Raw genomic sequence first — 18,413 nt, 5'->3', positions numbered from 1 at the left:
GGGGTCAGCCGCGCAGCGTCGCGAGGTGGTCCTGGACGGCGTCGTGGGTGGGCAGGAGTCCCTGCTCCCGGGCCTCGGCGAGGCTGGGGGCGGTGGTGTCCTTGTCGGACAGCTGCGGGGTCAGCGGGGAGCCGTCGCGGGCGGTCGTGGGCCAGTCGATGCCGACCTCGGGGTCGAGGGGGTGGATGCCGTGCTCGTGGCCGGGGTCGTAGCCGGTGGAGCACAGGTAGAGCACGGTCGAGCCGTCCTGCAGGGACAGGAAGGCGTGGCCGAGGCCTTCGCCGAGGTAGACGGCGCGGCGGTCGACGTCGTCGAGAAGCACGGAGTCCCACCGCCCGAAGGTCGGTGAGCCGACCCGGAGGTCGACGACGACGTCGAGGACGGCGCCGGCGGCGCAGGTGACGTACTTGGCCTGCCCGGGCGGGACGTCGGCGAAGTGGATGCCGCGCAGGACGCCGGCGGCGGAGACGGAGGCGTTGGCCTGCTGCAGGTCCAGCGGGTGGCCGAGGGCGTCGGCGAAGGGTCCGGCCTTGAACCACTCGAGGAAGAGTCCGCGGGGGTCGCCGAACTGCCGGGGGGTGATCTCGTAGGCGCCGGGCACGGCCAGCTCGCGGAACTGCACGGGTGCTCCTTCGGACGATGCGTGGGAGCGGGCCGGTCGGGGCCGCTCACGCCTAGGATCGCAGGCGTGAGCACGGTCGCCACCGACGTCCCCGCCCCGGGCCCCTCCGCCGACGCCCCCGCCGGGTCTCCCGCGCCCCGCTGGCTCGTGGTCGGCGCGGGCGGGATGCTCGCCCACGACCTCCTGGCCGTCCTGCGCGGCACGGGTGCGGAGGTCCGCGCCGCCCGTCGCGCGGACCTCGACGTGACCGACGCCGCGGCGGTGGCCGCGCTCGTGCGCGACGTCGACGTGGTGGTCAACTGCGCCGCCTGGACCGCCGTCGACGACGCCGAGTCCCGGGAGGCGGACGCGTTCCGGGTGAACGCCGTCGGCGCGGCCCTCGTGGCCCGGGCCGCGCACGCGGCCGGGGCGCGGACGGTGCACGTCTCGACCGACTACGTCTTCGACGGCGCCGCCACGGCCCCCTACGCCGAGGACGCGCCGCCGGCGCCCGTGTCCGCCTACGGGCGCACCAAGGCCGCGGGGGAGTGGGCCGTGCGCGCGGAGGCTCCGGACCACCTGATCGTCCGTACCGCGTGGCTCTACGGCGCGCACGGGGCCTGCTTCCCGAGGACGATGGCGCGCCTCGCCGCCGATCGTGACGAGCTCGCCGTCGTCGACGACCAGGTCGGCCAGCCCACCTGGACCCGCGACCTCGCCGACCTGATCGTCCGCCTCGTGGCGGCCGGGGCGCCGTCGGGCACGTACCACGGCACGGCCTCGGGACAGGTGTCGTGGTACGGCTTCACGCGGCGCATCGTGGCGGGCCTCGGTACCGGGACCCGGGTCACCCCGACGACCAGCGACGCCTTCGTGCGTCCCGCGGCCCGCCCGGCCTGGTCCGTGCTCGGTCACGACGCGCTGCGGGCGGCCGGTGTCGAGCCGATCGGCGACTGGGCCGCGCGGTGGGACGCCGCCGCGGCCGACGTGCTGGCAGGCTGACCTCGCCCCGTCAGGGGGCCGCCGCCATGGTCGTCGAGGACGAAGGAGCGCCCGTGTCACCCGTCGCCACCACCCCGCCCCCGCTCACGCTCTACGGCAGCCTGCGGTGGGACGTCGTGGAACCGCTGCTGCCGGGAGCCGCGGGCCGCGTGCTCGAGGTCGGCTGCGGCCAGGGCGCCGTCGGCGTCCGCCTCGCCGCGCGCGCCGCCGCGTACACCGGGGTCGAGCTCGACGCCGACAGCGCCCGCGTGGCCGAGCAGCGCCTCGTCGACGCGGGCGTGCCCGGCACCGTCGTCCAGGGCCCCCTCGACACCCTCCCCGCCGCCGAGCGCTTCGACCTCGTGTGCGCCTTCGAGGTCATCGAGCACATCGACGACGACGCGGCCGCCCTGCGCGAGTGGGCGGCGCGGCTGCGCCCGGGCGGCACGCTGCTGCTCTCCACCCCTGCCTGGCAGCGCCGGTTCGGCCCCATGGACGAGGCCGTCGGCCACTTCCGCCGCTACGACCCCCGCGCCCTGCGCGACCTGCTCGTCGCGGCCGGGCTCACCGACGTCGGCCTGCGCCTGTACGGCGTCCCCCTCGGCTACGCGCTGGAGGCGGCGCGCAACCAGGTCGCCCGCCGCCGTCCCGGGCTGCGTGAGGAGGGCAGCACCGCGGACCGCACCGCGCGCAGCGGACGGCTCTTCCAGCCGACGACGGAGGCGCAGGGCGCGCTCGTGCGCGCCGCGACCTGGCCGTTCCGCGTCGCGCAGCGCGCGTTCCCGCGCACGGGGACCGGACTCGTCGCGTGGGGGCGGGCTCCGCGCGCCTGACGGGCCCGCGCGTCGGCCGGGACGGGTGCGGCGCACGGTGGCGCGGTGCCGGTCAGCGGTCGAGGAGGCCCAGGAGGTAGGTGCCGTACCCGGACTTCACGAGCTTCTCGGCGCGCACCCGCAGCTCGTCGTCGGTGAGGAACCCGCGGCGCCAGGCGACCTCCTCGGGCGCGCCGATCTTGAGGCCCTGCCGCCGCTCGATCGTGCGGACGTAGTCCGACGCCTCGAGGAGCGAGTCGAAGGTGCCCGTGTCGAGCCAGGCGGTGCCGCGGGGCAGCACCTCCACCTGCAGCGTGCCGCGGTCGAGGTACTCCCGGTTGACGTCCGTGATCTCGTACTCGCCGCGCGCGGACGGCTCGAGGCTCCGGGCGATCTCGACCACGTCGTTGTCGTAGAAGTACAGGCCGGGGACGGCGTAGCTGGACCGGGGGTGCACGGGCTTCTCCTCGAGGGAGAGGGCGCGGCCGGCGTCGTCGAACTCGACGACGCCGTAGGCGGTGGGGTCGGCGACGCGGTACGCGAAGACGGCGCCGCCGGCGAGGCCGTGGAAGCGGGTGAGCTGCCGGCCCAGGCCGGGCCCGTAGAAGATGTTGTCGCCGAGCACGAGGGCCACCTCGTCCTGCCCGACGAACTCCGCCCCGAGCACGAACGCCTGGGCGAGGCCGTTCGGCTCCGCCTGGACCGTGTACTCGATCGAGACGCCGAACTCGGAGCCGTCGCCGAGGAGCCGGCGGAACTGCTCGGCGTCGTGCGGGGTGGTGATGACCAGGACGTCCCGGATGCCCGCCAGGATCAGCGTGGACAGCGGGTAGTAGATCATCGGCTTGTCGTAGACGGGCACGAGCTGCTTGCTCACGCCGAGCGTGATGGGGTGCAGGCGGGTGCCGCTGCCGCCGGCCAGGATGATGCCGCGCATGGCAGTTCATTGTGCTGCACCCGGGCGCTGCCGGCCGGGTGAACTCGCGTGCGGCTCAGTCGTCGGCGGCGGTGATCCGCTCCGTCTCGCGCAGGCGCGCCAGGCGTGCGGGGTCCGCCGCGAGCCCGGCCGCGGTGGCGGCGGACGCGAGCACCACGGAGCCGTCGGCGGCCCAGGTGGCGAGCAGGTCGCGCAGCAGGCCCTCGAGGGGCCGGGAGCCGTCGACGAGGACGCGTTCGGCGGACGGCCGAGGCGCGGCCAGCAGGTCGGCGAAGGCGACGGGGTCGGCGCCGGCCGCCTCGAGCGCGGTGGCGGCGGGGTCGGTCTCGGGCGCCCAGCCGATGACGTCGCCGTAGGTCATCACCGCGCCCGCGGCGTCGACGGCGCCGGCGGGGAGGTCGCCGTCGAAGGACCGTGCCAGGGCCGGCAGGGCCACCGCCACGAGGTCCGCCGCCCCCGGCCCGGACAGGACGTCGGACCAGCCCTCGGGGCGGGAGGTGACGACGACGTCGCCGCCCGCGGCCGGCGTGTCGCCCGCGAGGCGCACCGTCGCCCCGCAGCGCCACGCCGCCAGCGCCCACAGCACGCCGCGCCAGTGCGCGGGGACGTCGAGGGTCACGACCGTGCCCGGGGCGGCGTCGAACTCCTCGACGAGAAGGTTGACGGTCTTGTTCACCCAGTTCTGCAGGACGGCACCGGAGAGCTCCACGCGCTCGCCGCCGTCGCCGTACCAGGTGAGCCGCGGGCGGCCCGGGTCCGACACGACAAGATCGAGCATCTGCGAGATCGTCGACGGTGTCCGGTGGGCGGCGGGGAGCGGGTTCACGCAGGTCAGCCTACGAGGGCACCGGAGGGTCGACGGCCGCCGCGCATGTGAATGGGCGGTGGAGATCGAGATCACTAGCACATTTCGACTTGACGCCTTCGAAAGACACGCGTGTAATTCCAGGTATGCAGTTTCCCTAAAGAACGGCATGGAGGGGCACGCCATGTGGAACTTGCTCGATGGGGACCGGGGGGTCTTCCCGTCAGACGTCGGTCGTGAGCCCGAGCGCGTAGCGCCGGTGCTGCCGTTGTTCGGTGACGCCACGGTCGACGACGAGACTCTCCTGGGGTGGCAGGAAAGAGCCCTGTGCGCCCAGACCGACCCGGAGGCCTTCTTTCCCGAGAAGGGCGGGTCCACGCGCGAGGCCAAGAAGGTCTGCACGTCATGTGAGGTCCGGGCCGAGTGCCTGGACTATGCGCTCGCGAACGACGAGCGGTTCGGCATCTGGGGCGGGCTCTCCGAGCGGGAGCGCCGCAAGCTGAAGCGCCGCGCCGTCTGACCGAGCGCTGAACCGGAGGGGATGTCCGGCCCGACACGCACGGGTCGGATATCCCACGACGGGATCGGGGCCCGTCGCATCATGGCGGGCAGGATGACTGCTCCGCACCCGACCCCAGCCCGCCCCGGCGGAGAGGTCGCACCTCCGGGCGCGACCGCCGCCGTCGCGCCCGTTCCCGCCGCCGGTGACCGCATGGACGGCACCGGCGCCGTCCCGCTCGTGGTCACCGTGACGGCCGTGGTCGTCACCCGTGGACGCACGCCGTTCCTCGACGCGACGCTCGACGCGCTCGCGCGCCAGGAGCGCGTCGCCGACGAGGTCGTCGTCGTGGACGTCGGGGCCTCGGAGACCACCGCGCTCCACCCCGACCTGCGCCTGGGCGGCGCCCGCTTCGTCGCCGCTGCCGGCGTCCGCAGCCTGGGCGAGGCCGTCGACCGCGCCAACGAGGCGGTGGGCGTGCCCGAGACCGGGTGGCTGTGGATCCTGCACGACGACTCCGCGCCGGACCCGGACGCCCTCGCCCGCCTGCTGCGCGCGGTGGAGCACTCGAGCGCGGTCGCCGTCGCGGGCTGCAAGCAGCGCCGCTGGCCCGTCGCCGCGGACGGGACCCCCGCCGCCGAGGCCAGCATGCTCGTCGAGGTCGGCAGCACCGTCTCCCCGCTGGGGCGGCGGATGACCGGCATCGACGACACGGAGATCGACCAGGGCCAGCACGACGCCCGCGAGGACGTGCTCGCCGTCGGCCTCGCCGGCGCCCTGGTCCGCGCGCACGTGTGGGCCGAGCTGGGCGGCACCGACCCGGAGCTCGGACCGTTCGGCGACGGACTGGACCTGTGCCGGCGCGCGCGGCTCGCGGGCCACCGCGTGGTCGTGGTGCCCGACGCGGTGGTGCGGCACGCGCAGGCGTCGCTGCTCGGCCTGCGCGGTCGCCCCGACGCCGCCCCCGACCTGGAGGCGTCTCGCTACGCCCGGCGCCGCAGCCAGCTGTACCTGCGCCTCGTCGACGCCCCGCTGCCGCTGCTCCCGTTCGTGTGGCTCGCCACGCTGGTGTGGGCGCCGTTCGCGGCCATGTACCGCCTGGCGCTGAAGCGGCCCGCGCACGCCCGCGACGAGCTGGTCGCGGCCGTGGTGACGGCCCTGCGCGTGGTGCCGCTGTACCGCGCCCGGCGGCGGGCCGCCCGCACCCGGCGGCTGCCGCGACGGGTGCTGACGCCGCTGCTCGGCACCTGGCGGCAGGTGTTCGGCGAGCGCCGGGACGCGCGCCTGGCGCGGGCCGAGGCCCAGCGCGCGCGGTGGGCGCCCAGCGAGCTCGAGCGCGCGGACCTGCGCCGCCTCGCGGGGACCCGGCGCATCGTCCTGGCCGCCGTCATGGTGGCCGTCGTGGCGCTCGACGTCGCGCTGTTCGGGCCGTGGCAGGGCGTGCTGGCCGACGGCGGCCGGGTCGTGGGCGGCGGGCTGCTGCCCGCGCCCGGCACCGTCGGCGACGTGTGGGAGGCCGCGACCTCCGGGTGGGTGCGCGACGGGCTCGGCGTCCGCGCGGCCGCCGACCCGCTCCTGATGCCCCTGACCGCGTTCGCCGCCGTCGCGGGCGGCGGGCTGCAGACGGCGGTGAACGCCCTCGTGGTCGCCGCGCTGCCCCTGGCCGCGCTCGGCGGCTGGTTCGCCGCGGGATCCCTGACCCGGTCCGTGGCGGTGCGCGCCGTCGCCGCGCTGGCCTGGGCGGCCGCGCCCGGGTTCCTCGCGTCGCTCGGCTCCGGCCGGCTCGGCGCCGTGCTCGTGCACCTCACCCTGCCGTGGCTGCTCGTCGCCGTGCTGCGCACCGTCGGGGCGCACGCGCGCGACGTCGTGCACACGCCCGTGCGCCGGCGCGGCTCGCTCGGGGCGGCCGGTGCCGCCGGCCTGCTCCTCGCCGTCGCCGTCTGCGCGGCCCCGGTGCTGCTGCCGGTGGCCGCGGTGCTCCTCGGCGTCGCGGCCCTCGTCGTGCGGCGCTCGTGGCGGTCGCTGCTGCTCGTGCTGCTGCCGGCCGTCGTCGTCCCGCTGCCGTTCTGGGGCGAGGTGCTCGGCAGCTGGTCGAGCGGCGGGTGGCGGCTGCTGGTCGCGGAACCGGGTGCCCCGGTGGCCGCGCAGGGCACGCCCACCGCCGTGGAGCTGCTGCTCGGCCTGCCGGGGGACACCGCCTGGTTCGAGCCGTGGCTGGGCACCGACGGCGTGCTCGGCCGCCTCGCCGTGGTCGGCCCGGCGCTGCTGGGCGCGGCCGTCCTCGTGCTCGCCGCCGTCGCCCTGGTGCGACGCCGCGCGGTGCGCGGGGTGCGCCTCGCGTGGCTGGCCGCGGCGGCCGGTCTCGGCACCTCGGTGGTGGCGGTCGCGACCGTCGTCGCGAGCGGGACGACGACGGACGAGGCCGCCGCGGGAGTCACCGGCTGGCCCGGCGTGGGGCTCTCGGTGCTGCTCCTGGCGCTGGGTGCGGCCGCGATCTGCGCGCTCCCGTCGACCGGCCGCGTGCCGACGGCGGCGCCCGTGGTGCGGCCCGAGCGCAGCCGGCTGCAGCGCGTCGGGTCCGCGGGGGTGGTGGCCGTCGGCGTGCTGGCCCTCGCGCTGCCGGCGGCACAGCTCGGCTCGTGGGTGCTCGGCTCCACCGGCGGGGGCGCCGTCGGCGACCTGCGCGCCGCGGAGCAGCCCGTGGTCCCCGCGGTCGGCACGCAGATGCAGGCGCCGCCGCGCTCCGCGCGCGTGCTGCAGGTGGACCGGGTCCAGCCCGGCGGCGACGGCGCGACCCCCGGCGGTGCGTCGGGGGCGGCGGTGGTCGACTACGCCCTGCTGCACGCGGACGGCACGCGGCTGGAGGACTCGTCGACGATCGTGCGGGCACGCGCCGCCGGCGTGGTCGCCGGCCCGGACCGCGCGGACACCGCCCTGCTCGACCAGATCGTTGCCGAGGTCGCCACGGGTCGGTCCGCCGACGTGACCGACCGGCTCGCGGCGCTGGGGATCGGCGCCGTGCAGGTCCCCGCCGGCGGCGACGCGGACCTCGTCACCACGCTCGACCTCGTGCCCGGGCTCGCCCGGGTCACCGAGGAGGGTGCGCTGGTGTGGCGCGTCACGACCGACGGTCCGGCGCCCGGCTGGGTCACGGTGCTGCGCGGCAGCGGCGACGCCGACGGCACGCCCACCCCGTTCTTCGCGCCGAAGAGCGCCGTGCGGACCCTGCCGTCCGACGGCACCGGCGCGAGCGCACGGCTGGCCCAGGGCGGGGAGGAGCGCACGCTGCGGATCGCCGAGTCGGCGGACCCGGGCTGGCGCGCGACCCTCGACGGGCGGCGGCTGGCCGCCGTGGACGCCGGCGGCACGCAGGCCTTCGCGGTCGGCCCCGAGGCGGGCCGCGTGCAGGTGGTCTACGAGTCGCCCCACCGCACCGCGTGGCTCGCGCTCGCGAGCGTCGTGCTCCTGGTGCACGCGCTGCTGGCGCTGCCCGTCGGACGGCGGCGCGGACGATGACGGCGCGGCGGAGCGGAAGGACGGGGGAGGACGTGCGGGACACCCGGGTGCGGCGCGGGGTGCGCGCCACGACGGCGGCGGTCACGGGGCTGGCGGCCGTGGCGGCGCTCGCCGCCGTGGCCGTGCTCGGTGACCAGTGGGCGCAGTCCTGGACGGGGGCGGAGCAGCGGGCCGTCGCGGCCGGGACGCGCACCGTGGGCGTGCAGCCCGCCGACGTCACGCTCGTGTGCCCCCCGCCCGTCGCGCTGCCGAAGGGCGCCGACGTCGGCGACTCCCAGTTCGACGCCACCCCCGTGCCGACCACCAGCCGCCTCGGCGCGGTCGTGCTCGGCGGGGCGGAGGAGGGCGTGCGCACGACGGGGCTCGACGGGAGGTCCGCGGACCCGCTGGCCGTCGGCGACGCCGGCGCCGCGCAGCAGGCCGACGTGACCGGGACCCGCGTGCTGCGGGCGACGCCCGTGGCCGACGAGCCGTTCCGCGCCGCGGGCACGACGGCGTCGGTCACGACGCAGGGCGACCTGCGCGGGCTGGGCGCCGGGTCGTGCGCCGCGCCGTCGACGTCCCTGTGGCTCGTGGGCGGCGGCACCGAGGTGGGCCAGACGGCCACCCTCACCGTGCAGAACCCGTCCGAGCGCCCCGCGACCGTCGCCCTCGACGTGTACGGTCCGAACGGGCCGGTGGCGCTCGGCGGTAGCGGCACGTTCACCGTCGCGCCGCACGACCAGGTGACGACCCGGCTCGAGTCCGCGGCCCCCGAGCAGGACCGGCTCGCGGTGAACGTGCGCGCGTCCGGCGCCCGGGTGACGGCGGCGCTGCAGACGCAGGCGATCGACGGGCTGCTGCCCGCCGGCGTCGACCTGCTGACGCCCGGCGCGACGCCGCGCGAGTCCTTCGCGGTGGGCGCCGTGCTGAGCCGTGGCGAGGCGGTGGACGACCCGCACGCGCCGCGCCTGCGCGTGCTCGTGCCGGGGGAGACCGACGGGACGGCGCGGGTCACGGTGTACGGGCCGTCCGGGCCCGTGGTGCTGCGCGGCGCCGACGAGGTGGACCTGCCGGCCGGCGTCGTGACGGACGTGCCGCTCGGCGGCCTGCCCGAGGGCGCGTACACGGTGGTGGTGGACGCCGACGTGCCCGTGGTGGGCGCGGCCCGGTCGGACCAGCCCGGCGCGCAGCCCGACGACTCGGTGGTGGACGGCACGCCCTACGACGTGGCCTGGTCCGCCGGGCAGCCGGTCGCCGTGACCGGGGCCGCCGGGGCCGCCGGCCAGCTGGGCGTGCCCGGCGGGGTGCGCACGGGGGTCGTGCTGTCGGCGCTGCCCGCGGAGCGCGGCCCCGACACCGACCCGACCGGCGGCGTGCCCGTCACGCTGCGCGTCTACGACGCGTCGGGAGCCGAGATCGGCAGCACGGACGTCGACCTCACCGCCGGGGCCACGGCCTCGGTGGCGCTGGCGAGCGTCGTCGACGACGGCACCGTGCCCGCCGGCGTGAGCGTGGACCGGGGCGACGCGAAGGGCGGTGACGTGGCGGTGGCGTGGGCGGCGGTGCTGCGCGCCGACGACGGCACGGGGTCCGCGGGCACCCTCGTCGCGTCGGTCGCGCCGACCGCGGCGGTCACCACCCCCGGCGCCGTCGACGTGCGCGCCGTCGACGCCGGCTGACGACCTGACCCGGCGGCGCTCGGCCGGTCAGGAGTCGTAGCCGGGGTCGATCTCCTCGGGCGTGCGGGCCAGGAGGTGCGCCACCTGCTCGACGACGACGTCGCGGACCAGGTCGGCCCGGTCGAGGTCGTCGGCGGCGCGGAAGTCCACGGGACGGCGGTAGACGACGACGCGCGCCGACCGGCCCGACTCGGCGGGGAAGCAGCGGCCCAGCGGCACGCCGTCGGCCTCCCACGGCGCGGGCTCCGACGGCGGCACGTCCTCGACGGCGAACTCCGTGCCCGCGAGCTGGGGCCCCCACCGGCGCTGCAGCGACTCCACGACGTCGAGCACCAGGTCGTCGAACTGCTCGGCGCGGGTGCGGTGCGCGGGCATCCCCGGCGGCAGCAGGGGGCCGCGCACGCCCCGTCCCCGACGGTCGCGACGGCGCACCGGGGGCGCGGGCTCCTGAACGGGCACGGGGTCGCGGTCGGGTGCGGGGTCGGGGGCGTGGTGCACCCGACGAGCCTATGCCGGGCGGGGGCCCGATCACGGGTCACGGTGCGATCACGGCGGCGCCGGCGCGGCGAGCCCCGCGCGCGGGCACCCCGCCTCGGCGTATTGTCCCGGACGTGAGATCGGTGAGGCAGTGCTCGCGCACGGCATGCACGCATGCCGCGGTCGCGACGCTCACGTACGTGTACGCGGACTCCACGGCCGTGCTGGGTCCGCTCGCGCAGCACGCCGAGCCGCACAGCTACGACCTGTGCGCCCAGCACGCCGAAGGGCTGACCGCGCCCCGCGGGTGGGAGGTCGTGCGCCTCACCCCCGCGTTCGAGGAACCGGCGCCGTCGCCCGACGACCTGTCCGCGCTGGCGGAGGCGGTGCGCGAGGCCGGCCGGGTGCGGCAGGAGCCGGCCGGCGAGCCGGCGTCCGTCACCGAGACCGCGCGCCGCGGCCACCTGCGCGTGCTGCGCGAGGCCGACTGACCTCGCGGTCCTGACCGTTCGCCTCCCCGCCCTGGCCGCGGGTCAGGGCACCCATGCGCACACGGCGTGCCCGGAGCCGGACAGCCGCAGCGGGCCCGCGTCGTGCGGGACGAAGACCGAGGCGCCGCGGCCGAGCGTCGCGGGCGCCGGGCACCCCTCGGCGCCGACCTCGAGGTCGCCCGACAGGCACAGCACGATGCGCGGCCCCTCCGCGGGCAGCTCGACCTTCTCGTCCGGGCCGACGTCCGCCAGGGTCAGCGCGAACTCCCGCACCGGCGCCCGGTAGGTCGTCACCTGCCCCCGCCCGCCGCCGGCGCGGGTGCGCGGCGGCTGCGGCGGCCGCGGCACGAACGACGCGCACTCGACGAGCGCCTCCTCGTCGACCAGCTTGGTGGTGAGCCCGGCGCGCAGCACGTTGTCCGACGACGCCATGATCTCCACGCCCAGGCCCGACAGGTAGGCGTGCACCTCGCCGGCCGGCAGGAACAGGCCCTGCCCCGGGTCGAGGGTGACGCGGTTGAGCAGCAGGGACGCGAGGGCGGCCGGGTCGCCGGGGTGCTCCGTGGCGAGCTGGAGCACGGTCGCGTCGGCGCGGGACGACGGCGAGCCCGAGGCGAGGCGGGCGGTGACGGCGGCGACCGTCGTCGCGACGTCGTCCGGGGTCCCCGCGTCGTGGCGCGCGACGACGAGGCGGGTGAACGCGGCCTTCACCCCGCCGGGCGACCGGTCGGCGGCGAGCAGCGCCCGGACGTCGCCCACCAGGGCGCCGTCGAGCCCGTCCAGCAGGTCGAGCACGGCGCGCGGTGCGCGGAAGCCGGCCAGGCCCTCGAACTCGGTGAGGGCCACCACCATCTCGGGCTTGTGCTGGTCGTCGTGGAAGGAGCGGCACGGGTCGCCCGGCGGCAGCCCCTGCCGGTTCTCGCGGTTGAAGCCGGCACGGGCGGCGTGCGGCTTGGGGTGCACCTGGAGGGAGAGCGAGCGGTCCGCGGCGAGCACCTTGAGCAGGTAGGGCAGGCGGGGGCCGTACTCGTCGGCGACGCGGCGGCCGAGCATGGCGTCCGGGGCGGAGCGCACGAGCTCGAGCAGGGACCCGCCGCCGTCCACCCGGGAGGGTGCGCTGGGATGGGCGCCGAGCCACAGCTCGGCGGCCGGCGTGCCGTCGGGGACGGTGCCCAGCAGCTCCTGGATCCGCGTGCGGGAGCCCCAGTCGTTGTGCTGGACGCTGTTCTCCAGCGGGTAGAGCTCGGGCACGGGCACCACCCTTCCACATGCGTGGCCGTCGGAGCCCGCGGGCGCGGCAGAACCACCCGCCCGGAGCGGGAGGGGGCACGTACGCTGTGGACGTGACGATCGACCTGGCCACCATCATCAAGGCGTACGACGTGCGCGGCACCGTGCCGGACCAGCTCTCGCCGGAGGTGGCCCGCGCGATCGGCGCGGCCTTCGCCCGCGTGGTGGCGGCGCCCGAGGGGGCGAGCCGGGTCGTCGTCGGGCACGACATGCGCGACTCGGGCCCCGAGCTGGTCGAGGCGTTCACCGCGGGCGTCGCCGCCGCCGGGCTCGACGTCGTGCGGATCGGCCTGTGCTCGACCGACGGGCTGTACCACGCGTCCGGCGCCCTGGACGCGCCCGGCGCGATGTTCACCGCGTCGCACAACCCCGCCGTCTACAACGGGATCAAGCTGTGCCGCGCCGGGGCGCGCCCGGTCGGGCAGGACACCGGGCTGACCGAGGTGCGCGAGCTGGCCCAGCGCCTCCTGGACGACCCGGCCGCGGAGGAGACGGCGCCCGCCGCGGGCGCCGTGACCGACGCCGACACCCTCGCCGACTACGCCGCGTTCCTGCGCGGCCTGGTGGACGTCTCCGGCATCCGGCCGCTCAAGGTCGTGGTGGACGCCGGCAACGGCATGGCCGGGCACACCGTGCCCGCGGTGCTCGGGACCGCCGCCGGCCTGCCCGCGCTGCCGCTCGACGTCGTGCCGCTGTACTTCGAGCTGGACGGCAGCTTCCCGAACCACGAGGCCAACCCGCTGGACCCGAAGAACCTCGAGGACCTGCGGGCCGCCGTCGTGGAGCACGACGCCGACCTCGGGCTCGCGTTCGACGGGGACGCCGACCGCTGCTTCGTCGTCGACGAGCACGGCGACCCGGTGTCGCCGTCGGCGGTCACCGCGCTGGTCGGGCTGCGCGAGGTGGCCAAGGAGCTCGAGGCGGGCCGCACCCCCACGGTGATCCACAACCTCATCACCTCCCGCGCCGTGCCCGACCTGCTGCGGGCCGCGGGCGCCACCACCGTGCGCACCCGCGTCGGGCACTCGTTCATCAAGGCGCAGATGGCCTCCCACGACGCCGTGTTCGGCGGCGAGCACAGCGCGCACTACTACTTCCGCGACTTCTTCTTCGCCGACACGGGCATGCTGGCGGCCCTGCACGTGCTGGCCGCCCTGGGCGGGCAGCCGCACCCCCTGTCGGTGCTGGCGGAGATGTACTCCCCGTACGTGGCGTCGGGGGAGATCAACTCGACGGTGCCGGACGCCGCCGCCGCGACGCGGAGGGTGCGCGAGGCGTACGACGCCGCCTACCCGCAGGCCGACGTCGACGAGCTCGACGGGCTCACCGTGGCCCACTGGGACGGCCACCCGCAGTGGTGGTTCAACCTGCGGGCGTCGAACACGGAGCCCCTGCTGCGGCTCAACGTCGAGGCGGCGGACGAGGACATCATGGTCAAGGTGCGCGACGACGTCCTGTCGCTCGTGCGGCGGACGGAGGACGCATGAGCGACGGCACGAACGGCACCGGAGCCCCGGGGGCGGCGACGGTCGACCCCTGGGTGCGCGGCATCCTGCGCTGCCCCGTCACGGGCGCCGAGCTGGTCGACGCCGTCGGCCCGGACGGGGAGCCCGAGCTGCGCTCGACCGACCCGGAGCGCCCGCTCGCGTACCCCGTGCGCGACGGCATCCCCGTGCTCCTGGAGAGCGACGCGCGACCCCTCTGACGGGCCCTCTCGGCGGCCCTCCCGAGGGCCCCGGCGAACACCCACGGAGCGCACCGTGGCGCGCAGATGAACACTCGATGAGCAGCCGGTGATCCCGCCGGTTTCCGGCCTTGCGGCGGCCATCCGGTGCCTACGCTCGCGCCGTGCCGACTCACGCCGCCGCCGTACGCCCCGCCCGGCCGGGCCCGTCCCGTGACGCCTCCCGCGCCGCCCGGCCGGAGCGCCGCCTGCGCCTGTTCCACTTCGACATCAAGACGTACGGGAACTACGGCGACACCCTGCTGTTCGAGGCCGTCCGCGAGACCTTCGAGGGGTTCGCCGGCGGGGCGTGCTTCGAGGTGGCCGGCAGCCGGTCCCTGCGCGACCCGGTGGGGCCGAAGCTGGTCGACCACATCAACGAGCACTTCGACGCGGTGGTCGTGGGCGGCGGCGGGCTCTTCCTGCGCGACACCAACGCCAACGCGCGCTCCGGCTGGCAGTGGAACATCTCCCTGGAGCAGCTGCGCCGCCTCGAGGTGCCGATCGTCGTCTTCGCCGTCGGCAACAACCGGTTCATCGACCAGGAGGACTTCGCGGAGCCGTTCCGCGAGCACCTCAACCTGACGCTCGACAAGTCCGTGTTCTTCGGGCTGCGCAACCACGGGTCCGTCCGCACGATCCGCGAGTACGTGGACCACGACCCGGAGCGCGTCGAGTACCAGCCGTGCCCCACGACGATCTCGTCGTTCCTGTTCCCGGACCTGTACCGCGAGCACCTCGACGCCGGCGACGGCAAGGTGCTCGCCGTCGAGTCCATCATCGGCAAGCGGCAGATCGCCGCGGGCTTCGACCGGGACCGGATCTACGCCGACCAGGCGGACGTCCTCGCCAGGCTGAAGGGCGAGGGGTGGCGGCTCGTGAGCGTGCCGCACGCGCGCGCCGACATGCTCTTCCACGACGTGCTGACGGAGCGCGGGCTCGTCGACTCCGAGCGGGTGCTGTGGGGCAGCCGTGACGTGCTCTTCCAGGGGGTGGAGGAGTTCGCCGGCCTGCCCGTCATCCTCGGCACCCGGGGGCACGCGCAGATGGTGCCGCTGGGCATGGGCACGATCCCCCTGTCCCTCTACGTGCACCACAAGACGCGCTACTTCGCGACCGACATCGGGCACGCGGAGTGGGCGCTCGACCCGCGGGCCGGGACGTTCACGGACGACCTCTACCGCACGGTGCACGACGTCACGGAGCGGCAGGGGGAGCTGCGCGACGAGCTCGCCGTCACGCGCCGCGGCCTGTACGACACGACGCTGGCGAACCTGGCCACGATCTACGAGCGCCTCACGGGGGTGGCGGTCGAGCCGTCGTTCACGCCGCTGACGCCGACGGAGCGGCGCCTGGCGGCCCGCACGTACGACGCCGCCCTCGAGAAGGCCAAGGCCGAGGAGCGGCTGCGGGCCAAGGAGCAGGAGCTCGGCGCCAAGGAGCGCCAGCTCGGAGCGAAGGACGCCCAGCTCCGCACCCTCGGTGCGGAGATCGAGCAGGTGCGCGCCACCCTGCGGGCCGCGCGGGCGTCCGTCGCCCGCGGGTCGCTGGTGTCGCGCGCCGCGAACCGTGCGCGCCGGCTCGTCCGGCCGCGCTGAGCAGGAGACCACGCAGATGACCCAGGCACCAGCACTGACGACGGGGCCCGCGGCCACGCCCCAGGGCGCGCCGCTGCGGCGGCTCCCCGGCCGCGGCCTGCGCCACCTGGCGCGCTCCGCGGACCGCCTCACCGGGACGCCCGACCCCGAGCGCGGGCGCCGCCGCGCGCTCGAGGAGCGCGGCCGGGTGCAGGAGCGCGACCTCGCCCGGCAGGCCGAGCGGCTCGCCGCGGCCACGGCGGAGCTCGAGCGGTACCAGCTCGCCTACCGTCGCCTCGTCGCCGCGGTGCGCGGGATCGACGAGGACACGATGCCCGGCCACGCGGGCACGCCGAACCGGCGCTGGAACAGGCTCGCCACCGAGACGCGCGGGGAGGCCGCGCTGGCGGCGGGCCTGCGCGCGGGCCTGGACCTGCCCGCCGCCGTGGTCGCGACCGTCCGCCCGCTCCTGCGGGACCGGCACGTCGACGCGCGGGCGCTGTGCCACGCGCTCTACGCCCGCCCGGAGTCCCGGGTCGCCGGCGCGCTGGGGGGCGCGCTGGTCGCGGCGCGGCAGGACCTGTTCGACCTGGCCGCCGACCTGTTCGCGGAGGTGCCCGCCGACCTGGTCGCGCAGCTCGCGCCCGCGGAGTACGCCCGCGTCGGGGTGCGCGTCGACGACCCGGAGGCCGTGGCGAGGGCGGTGCGCTGGCTGGACGACGCGGCGGTGACCGACGCGCCGACCCTGGTGGAGCTGGCCGAGGTGCTCTTCGCGGCGGACGAGCACGGCCCGGCGGTCCGGGCCCTGGACGCCGCGCGGGCGGCCGGCGGCCTCGACGAGGCCGGCGCACGGCGCGCGGCGCTGCTGCGCACCTGGGCCGCCCGCGGCGCAGCGCCGCAGGAGCCCGCCGCGGTGCCGGCCGGACGGGTGTCGTTCGGCGTCATCGACTACAAGCAGCCGGACGAGTCGACGACGTCGTCCAACCTCGGCGACTACGTGCAGACCATCGCCAGCCTGGGCCACCTGGTGCGGCACACGGGCCTGACGTTCCACGGCGACCCGGAGCTCGCGCAGGTCGTGACGGAGCTGGGGGAGCGGGTCCGCCCGGAGCTGCGGGTCGAGGGGCCCGGCGCGGACGTCGAGCTGACGGTCGTGAACCGGGACGCCTCCAGCCTGGACGCCGTCCCGGAGAACACGTGGGCCATCGCGTTCGGCTGGTACATGCAGAGCGCGTTCGGGCTGCGGTACGACTTCCCGTTCCACGCGAACGTCAACCCGCTGTTCGTCTCGTTCCACGTCAACCGGCCGTCGATGCTCACCGAGGACGCGGTCGCGTACCTCACGGCGCACGGCCCGGTGGGCTGCCGCGACTGGAACACCGTCTTCCTGCTGCTGAACAAGGGCGTGCCGGCCTTCTTCTCGGGCTGCCTCACGACGACGATCGACACCGTCTTCCCGGAGCGCACGACCTCCGCGCCGCCCGGGTCGCCGACGGTCTACGTGGACACGGCCGCCCCGTCGCCGGACGACCTCACCATCACGCAGGCGCGCGAGGACGTGCGCTGGACGCCGATGGTGCCCAACGTGCGCGAGGCGCTCGGGCTGCTGGAGGAGTACCGCACGTCGTACGGCGGCATCGTCACGTCGCGCCTGCACTGCTACCTGCCGTCGTGGTCGATCGGCGCGCCCGTCACGTTCACGCCGCGCAACCGGGCGGACGTCCGGTTCGCCGGCCTGCTGGACGCCGACGAGGAGGGCCTGCGCGCGATGCGCGAGCGCATCCGCGACCTGCTGGCGCCGAGCGTCGGGCTGCTGCTGTCCGGCGCGCCCGCCGACGAGGTCTACGCCGCCTGGCGCGCCGCGTGCGCGCCGGAGGTGGCCCGGGCCCGGGCCGCGTTCGAGCGGCCGGCCGCCGAGCTGCCGCTGTCGTTCGACGTCGACGCGGCCTGCCGCACGGCCCGCGAGTCGCGCGTCGTCGTGCCGGCGACGACCCCGCGGCCCGGGGAGCCCGTGCACGCCGCCGTGGCCCTCGACGCGAACCTCAAGGCGCAGATGGAGGTCGTGGTGCAGGGCATGGTCGCGGGCACCGCGCGGCCGCTGCACGTGGTGGCGCTCACCCGCGACCACACGGGGGCCGACCACGACCGGCTCGCCGCGCTGTTCCCCGAGGTGACGTTCGAGTGGATCGCCTGCGACGACATCGACTACGGCCCGGTGCTCGGGATGCTGTCGCACATCACCGTCTCGACCATGGACCGGCTGCTCCTGCCCGAGCTGCTGCCCGACGTCGACCGGCTCGTCTACCACGACATCGACGCCCTGACGCTGGTCGACCTCGCGACGCTGCACGACGTCGAGCTGGACGGGGCGCCGCTGGCCGCCCGCGCGTCGGTCGGCCACGGGGTGCGGTCCGGCCTGGGCAACCTGCTGCGCTCGGGACGCCGCCTCAGCGCCTCGCCCGGGGCGGCGAACGAGCTGTTCCGCACCATGTACGCGCGGCACCCGGGGGACTTCGCCGCGTTCAACGCGGGCATCCTGGTGCTCGACCTGGCGCGGATGCGCGCCGACGAGTTCACGCGGCGGTTCGTGCCGTTCGTCGAGCACTACGGGCTCAACGACCAGGAGGTGCTCAACTGCTACGCCGGGTCCGGCTACCGGCGGCTCGACCCGGCCTGGAACATGTGGCCGTCGCAGGAGACGGTGCGCGAGCCGCGCATCCTGCACTGGGCCGGGCACCAGAAGCCGTGGGACGCCGGCCGCTACGTGCTCGAGCGGGATCGCTGGGACGAGGCCGGCGCCGCCGTCGAGGAGCGCAGGACGGTCTCCCGTGCCGGCTGACCGGGGCCGGGGCGTCGGGGGAGTCCGTGCGGTGGCGCGCGGCAACGCCCGCGCCCTCGCCGTGCTCGGCGCGGCGGGCGACGGGGCCGCGGCGGCGCTGGCGCCCATGCGCCCCGCGGCGGTGCGCGCGGCGCTGCGGCTGGGCCTGCGCGACTGGACCCGCGTGGACGGGGTGCGACCGGCGGTGCACGACCTGGCCCGCGC

The 18,413-nt window shown here is 76.6% G+C and carries 15 protein-coding genes; 10 read left to right on the top strand and 5 right to left on the bottom strand.

The genetic code is table 11. The annotated features are described in order from the left end of the window. Positions 1–4: 4 nt before the first annotated feature. Positions 5–622 carry a dTDP-4-dehydrorhamnose 3,5-epimerase family protein gene (locus ACFU5J_RS14990; protein ID WP_430579248.1) on the bottom strand — a complete coding sequence of 206 codons (618 nt, stop codon included), beginning with the start codon at positions 620–622 and terminating at the stop codon, positions 5–7. 147 nt (positions 623–769) lie between these two features. On the opposite strand from ACFU5J_RS14990, the gene rfbD reads away from it, so the two are divergent. Together rfbD and ACFU5J_RS14980 are read left to right on the top strand one after the other, a co-directional pair. Further along, positions 770–1,603 carry a dTDP-4-dehydrorhamnose reductase gene (gene rfbD, locus ACFU5J_RS14985; RefSeq protein ID WP_430579290.1) on the top strand — a complete coding sequence of 278 codons (834 nt, stop codon included), beginning with the start codon at positions 770–772 and terminating at the stop codon, positions 1,601–1,603. 53 nt (positions 1,604–1,656) lie between these two features. Then, positions 1,657–2,415, top strand: a complete 759-nt coding sequence (locus ACFU5J_RS14980; RefSeq protein ID WP_430579247.1) for a class I SAM-dependent methyltransferase — start codon at positions 1,657–1,659, stop codon at positions 2,413–2,415. Between the two features lie 52 nt (positions 2,416–2,467). On the opposite strand, the gene rfbA is transcribed toward ACFU5J_RS14980, so the two are convergent. Together rfbA and ACFU5J_RS14970 are read right to left on the bottom strand one after the other, a co-directional pair. Beyond that, positions 2,468–3,331 carry a glucose-1-phosphate thymidylyltransferase RfbA gene (gene rfbA / locus ACFU5J_RS14975; protein WP_430579246.1) on the bottom strand — a complete coding sequence of 288 codons (864 nt, stop codon included), beginning with the start codon at positions 3,329–3,331 and terminating at the stop codon, positions 2,468–2,470. A 55-nt stretch (positions 3,332–3,386) separates the two neighbouring features. Next, complete coding sequence (locus ACFU5J_RS14970; RefSeq protein WP_430579245.1) at positions 3,387–4,157, bottom strand: TIGR03089 family protein; 771 nt, start codon at positions 4,155–4,157, stop codon at positions 3,387–3,389. A 163-nt stretch (positions 4,158–4,320) separates the two neighbouring features. On the opposite strand from ACFU5J_RS14970, the gene ACFU5J_RS14965 reads away from it, so the two are divergent. From ACFU5J_RS14965 to ACFU5J_RS14955, 3 genes are all read left to right on the top strand, one after another. Continuing rightward, the gene (locus tag ACFU5J_RS14965; RefSeq protein ID WP_380244291.1) at positions 4,321–4,656 is read left to right on the top strand and encodes a WhiB family transcriptional regulator; all 336 of its coding nucleotides are present in this window, start codon (positions 4,321–4,323) and stop codon (positions 4,654–4,656) included. A 192-nt stretch (positions 4,657–4,848) separates the two neighbouring features. Beyond that, complete coding sequence (locus tag ACFU5J_RS14960; RefSeq protein ID WP_430579244.1) at positions 4,849–8,151, top strand: glycosyltransferase; 3,303 nt, start codon at positions 4,849–4,851, stop codon at positions 8,149–8,151. Between the two features lie 32 nt (positions 8,152–8,183). After that, positions 8,184–9,812 carry a DUF5719 family protein gene (locus ACFU5J_RS14955; RefSeq protein WP_430579243.1) on the top strand — a complete coding sequence of 543 codons (1,629 nt, stop codon included), beginning with the start codon at positions 8,184–8,186 and terminating at the stop codon, positions 9,810–9,812. A gap of 27 nt (positions 9,813–9,839) precedes the next feature. Here the strand turns inward: ACFU5J_RS14955 and ACFU5J_RS14950 are convergent, their stop codons facing one another. Continuing rightward, positions 9,840–10,214 (bottom strand): metallopeptidase family protein, encoded by a 375-nt coding sequence (locus ACFU5J_RS14950; protein WP_430577133.1) that lies wholly within the window; start codon positions 10,212–10,214, stop codon positions 9,840–9,842. A gap of 209 nt (positions 10,215–10,423) precedes the next feature. Between ACFU5J_RS14950 and ACFU5J_RS14945 the strand changes: the two genes are divergently transcribed. Further along, positions 10,424–10,780, top strand: a complete 357-nt coding sequence (locus ACFU5J_RS14945) for a DUF3499 domain-containing protein (RefSeq protein WP_430577134.1) — start codon at positions 10,424–10,426, stop codon at positions 10,778–10,780. Positions 10,781–10,822: 42 nt separating this feature from the next. On the opposite strand, the gene manA is transcribed toward ACFU5J_RS14945, so the two are convergent. Next, complete coding sequence (gene manA, locus ACFU5J_RS14940; RefSeq protein ID WP_430579242.1) at positions 10,823–12,031, bottom strand: mannose-6-phosphate isomerase, class I; 1,209 nt, start codon at positions 12,029–12,031, stop codon at positions 10,823–10,825. A 92-nt stretch (positions 12,032–12,123) separates the two neighbouring features. Here manA and ACFU5J_RS14935 point away from each other — a divergent pair, with 92 nt between their 5' ends. The 4 genes from ACFU5J_RS14935 (at position 12,124) to ACFU5J_RS14920 (ending at position 18,209) form a co-directional block, all read left to right on the top strand. After that, complete coding sequence (locus tag ACFU5J_RS14935; protein WP_430577136.1) at positions 12,124–13,557, top strand: phosphomannomutase/phosphoglucomutase; 1,434 nt, start codon at positions 12,124–12,126, stop codon at positions 13,555–13,557. Further along, positions 13,554–13,775, top strand: coding sequence for a Trm112 family protein (locus tag ACFU5J_RS14930; RefSeq protein WP_430577137.1), 222 nt, complete (start codon positions 13,554–13,556; stop codon positions 13,773–13,775). Before ACFU5J_RS14935 ends, ACFU5J_RS14930 begins: the two co-directional genes overlap by 4 nt. A gap of 143 nt (positions 13,776–13,918) precedes the next feature. Next, a complete protein-coding gene (locus ACFU5J_RS14925; RefSeq protein WP_430579241.1) occupies positions 13,919–15,391 on the top strand; it encodes a polysaccharide pyruvyl transferase family protein in 1,473 nt (490 codons plus the stop codon). Positions 15,392–15,407: 16 nt separating this feature from the next. After that, the gene (locus ACFU5J_RS14920) at positions 15,408–18,209 is read left to right on the top strand and encodes a glycosyltransferase (RefSeq protein WP_430579240.1); all 2,802 of its coding nucleotides are present in this window, start codon (positions 15,408–15,410) and stop codon (positions 18,207–18,209) included. Positions 18,210–18,413 lie beyond the last annotated feature (204 nt).

Origin of the sequence: Isoptericola sp. NPDC057559 (genome assembly GCF_042801555.1) — a bacterium.
In the GTDB taxonomy this organism is placed as follows: Bacteria; Actinomycetota; Actinomycetes; order Actinomycetales; family Cellulomonadaceae; genus Isoptericola.
The sequence above is the reverse complement of the archived record's forward strand: the minus strand, read 5'-3'. Positions and strand labels throughout refer to the sequence as shown.

What these genes read in the sequence shown, in the direction of transcription:
- rfbA (WP_430579246.1), bottom strand. Translation starts at nt 3,331, where the DNA reads ATGCGCGGCATCATCCTGGCCGGCGGCAGCGGCACCCGCCTGCACCCC.
- ACFU5J_RS14965 (WP_380244291.1), top strand. Translation starts at nt 4,321, where the DNA reads ATGTGGAACTTGCTCGATGGGGACCGGGGGGTCTTCCCGTCAGACGTC.
- ACFU5J_RS14960 (WP_430579244.1), top strand. Translation starts at nt 4,849, where the DNA reads ATGGACGGCACCGGCGCCGTCCCGCTCGTGGTCACCGTGACGGCCGTG.
- ACFU5J_RS14930 (WP_430577137.1), top strand. Translation starts at nt 13,554, where the DNA reads ATGAGCGACGGCACGAACGGCACCGGAGCCCCGGGGGCGGCGACGGTC.
- ACFU5J_RS14920 (WP_430579240.1), top strand. Translation starts at nt 15,408, where the DNA reads ATGACCCAGGCACCAGCACTGACGACGGGGCCCGCGGCCACGCCCCAG.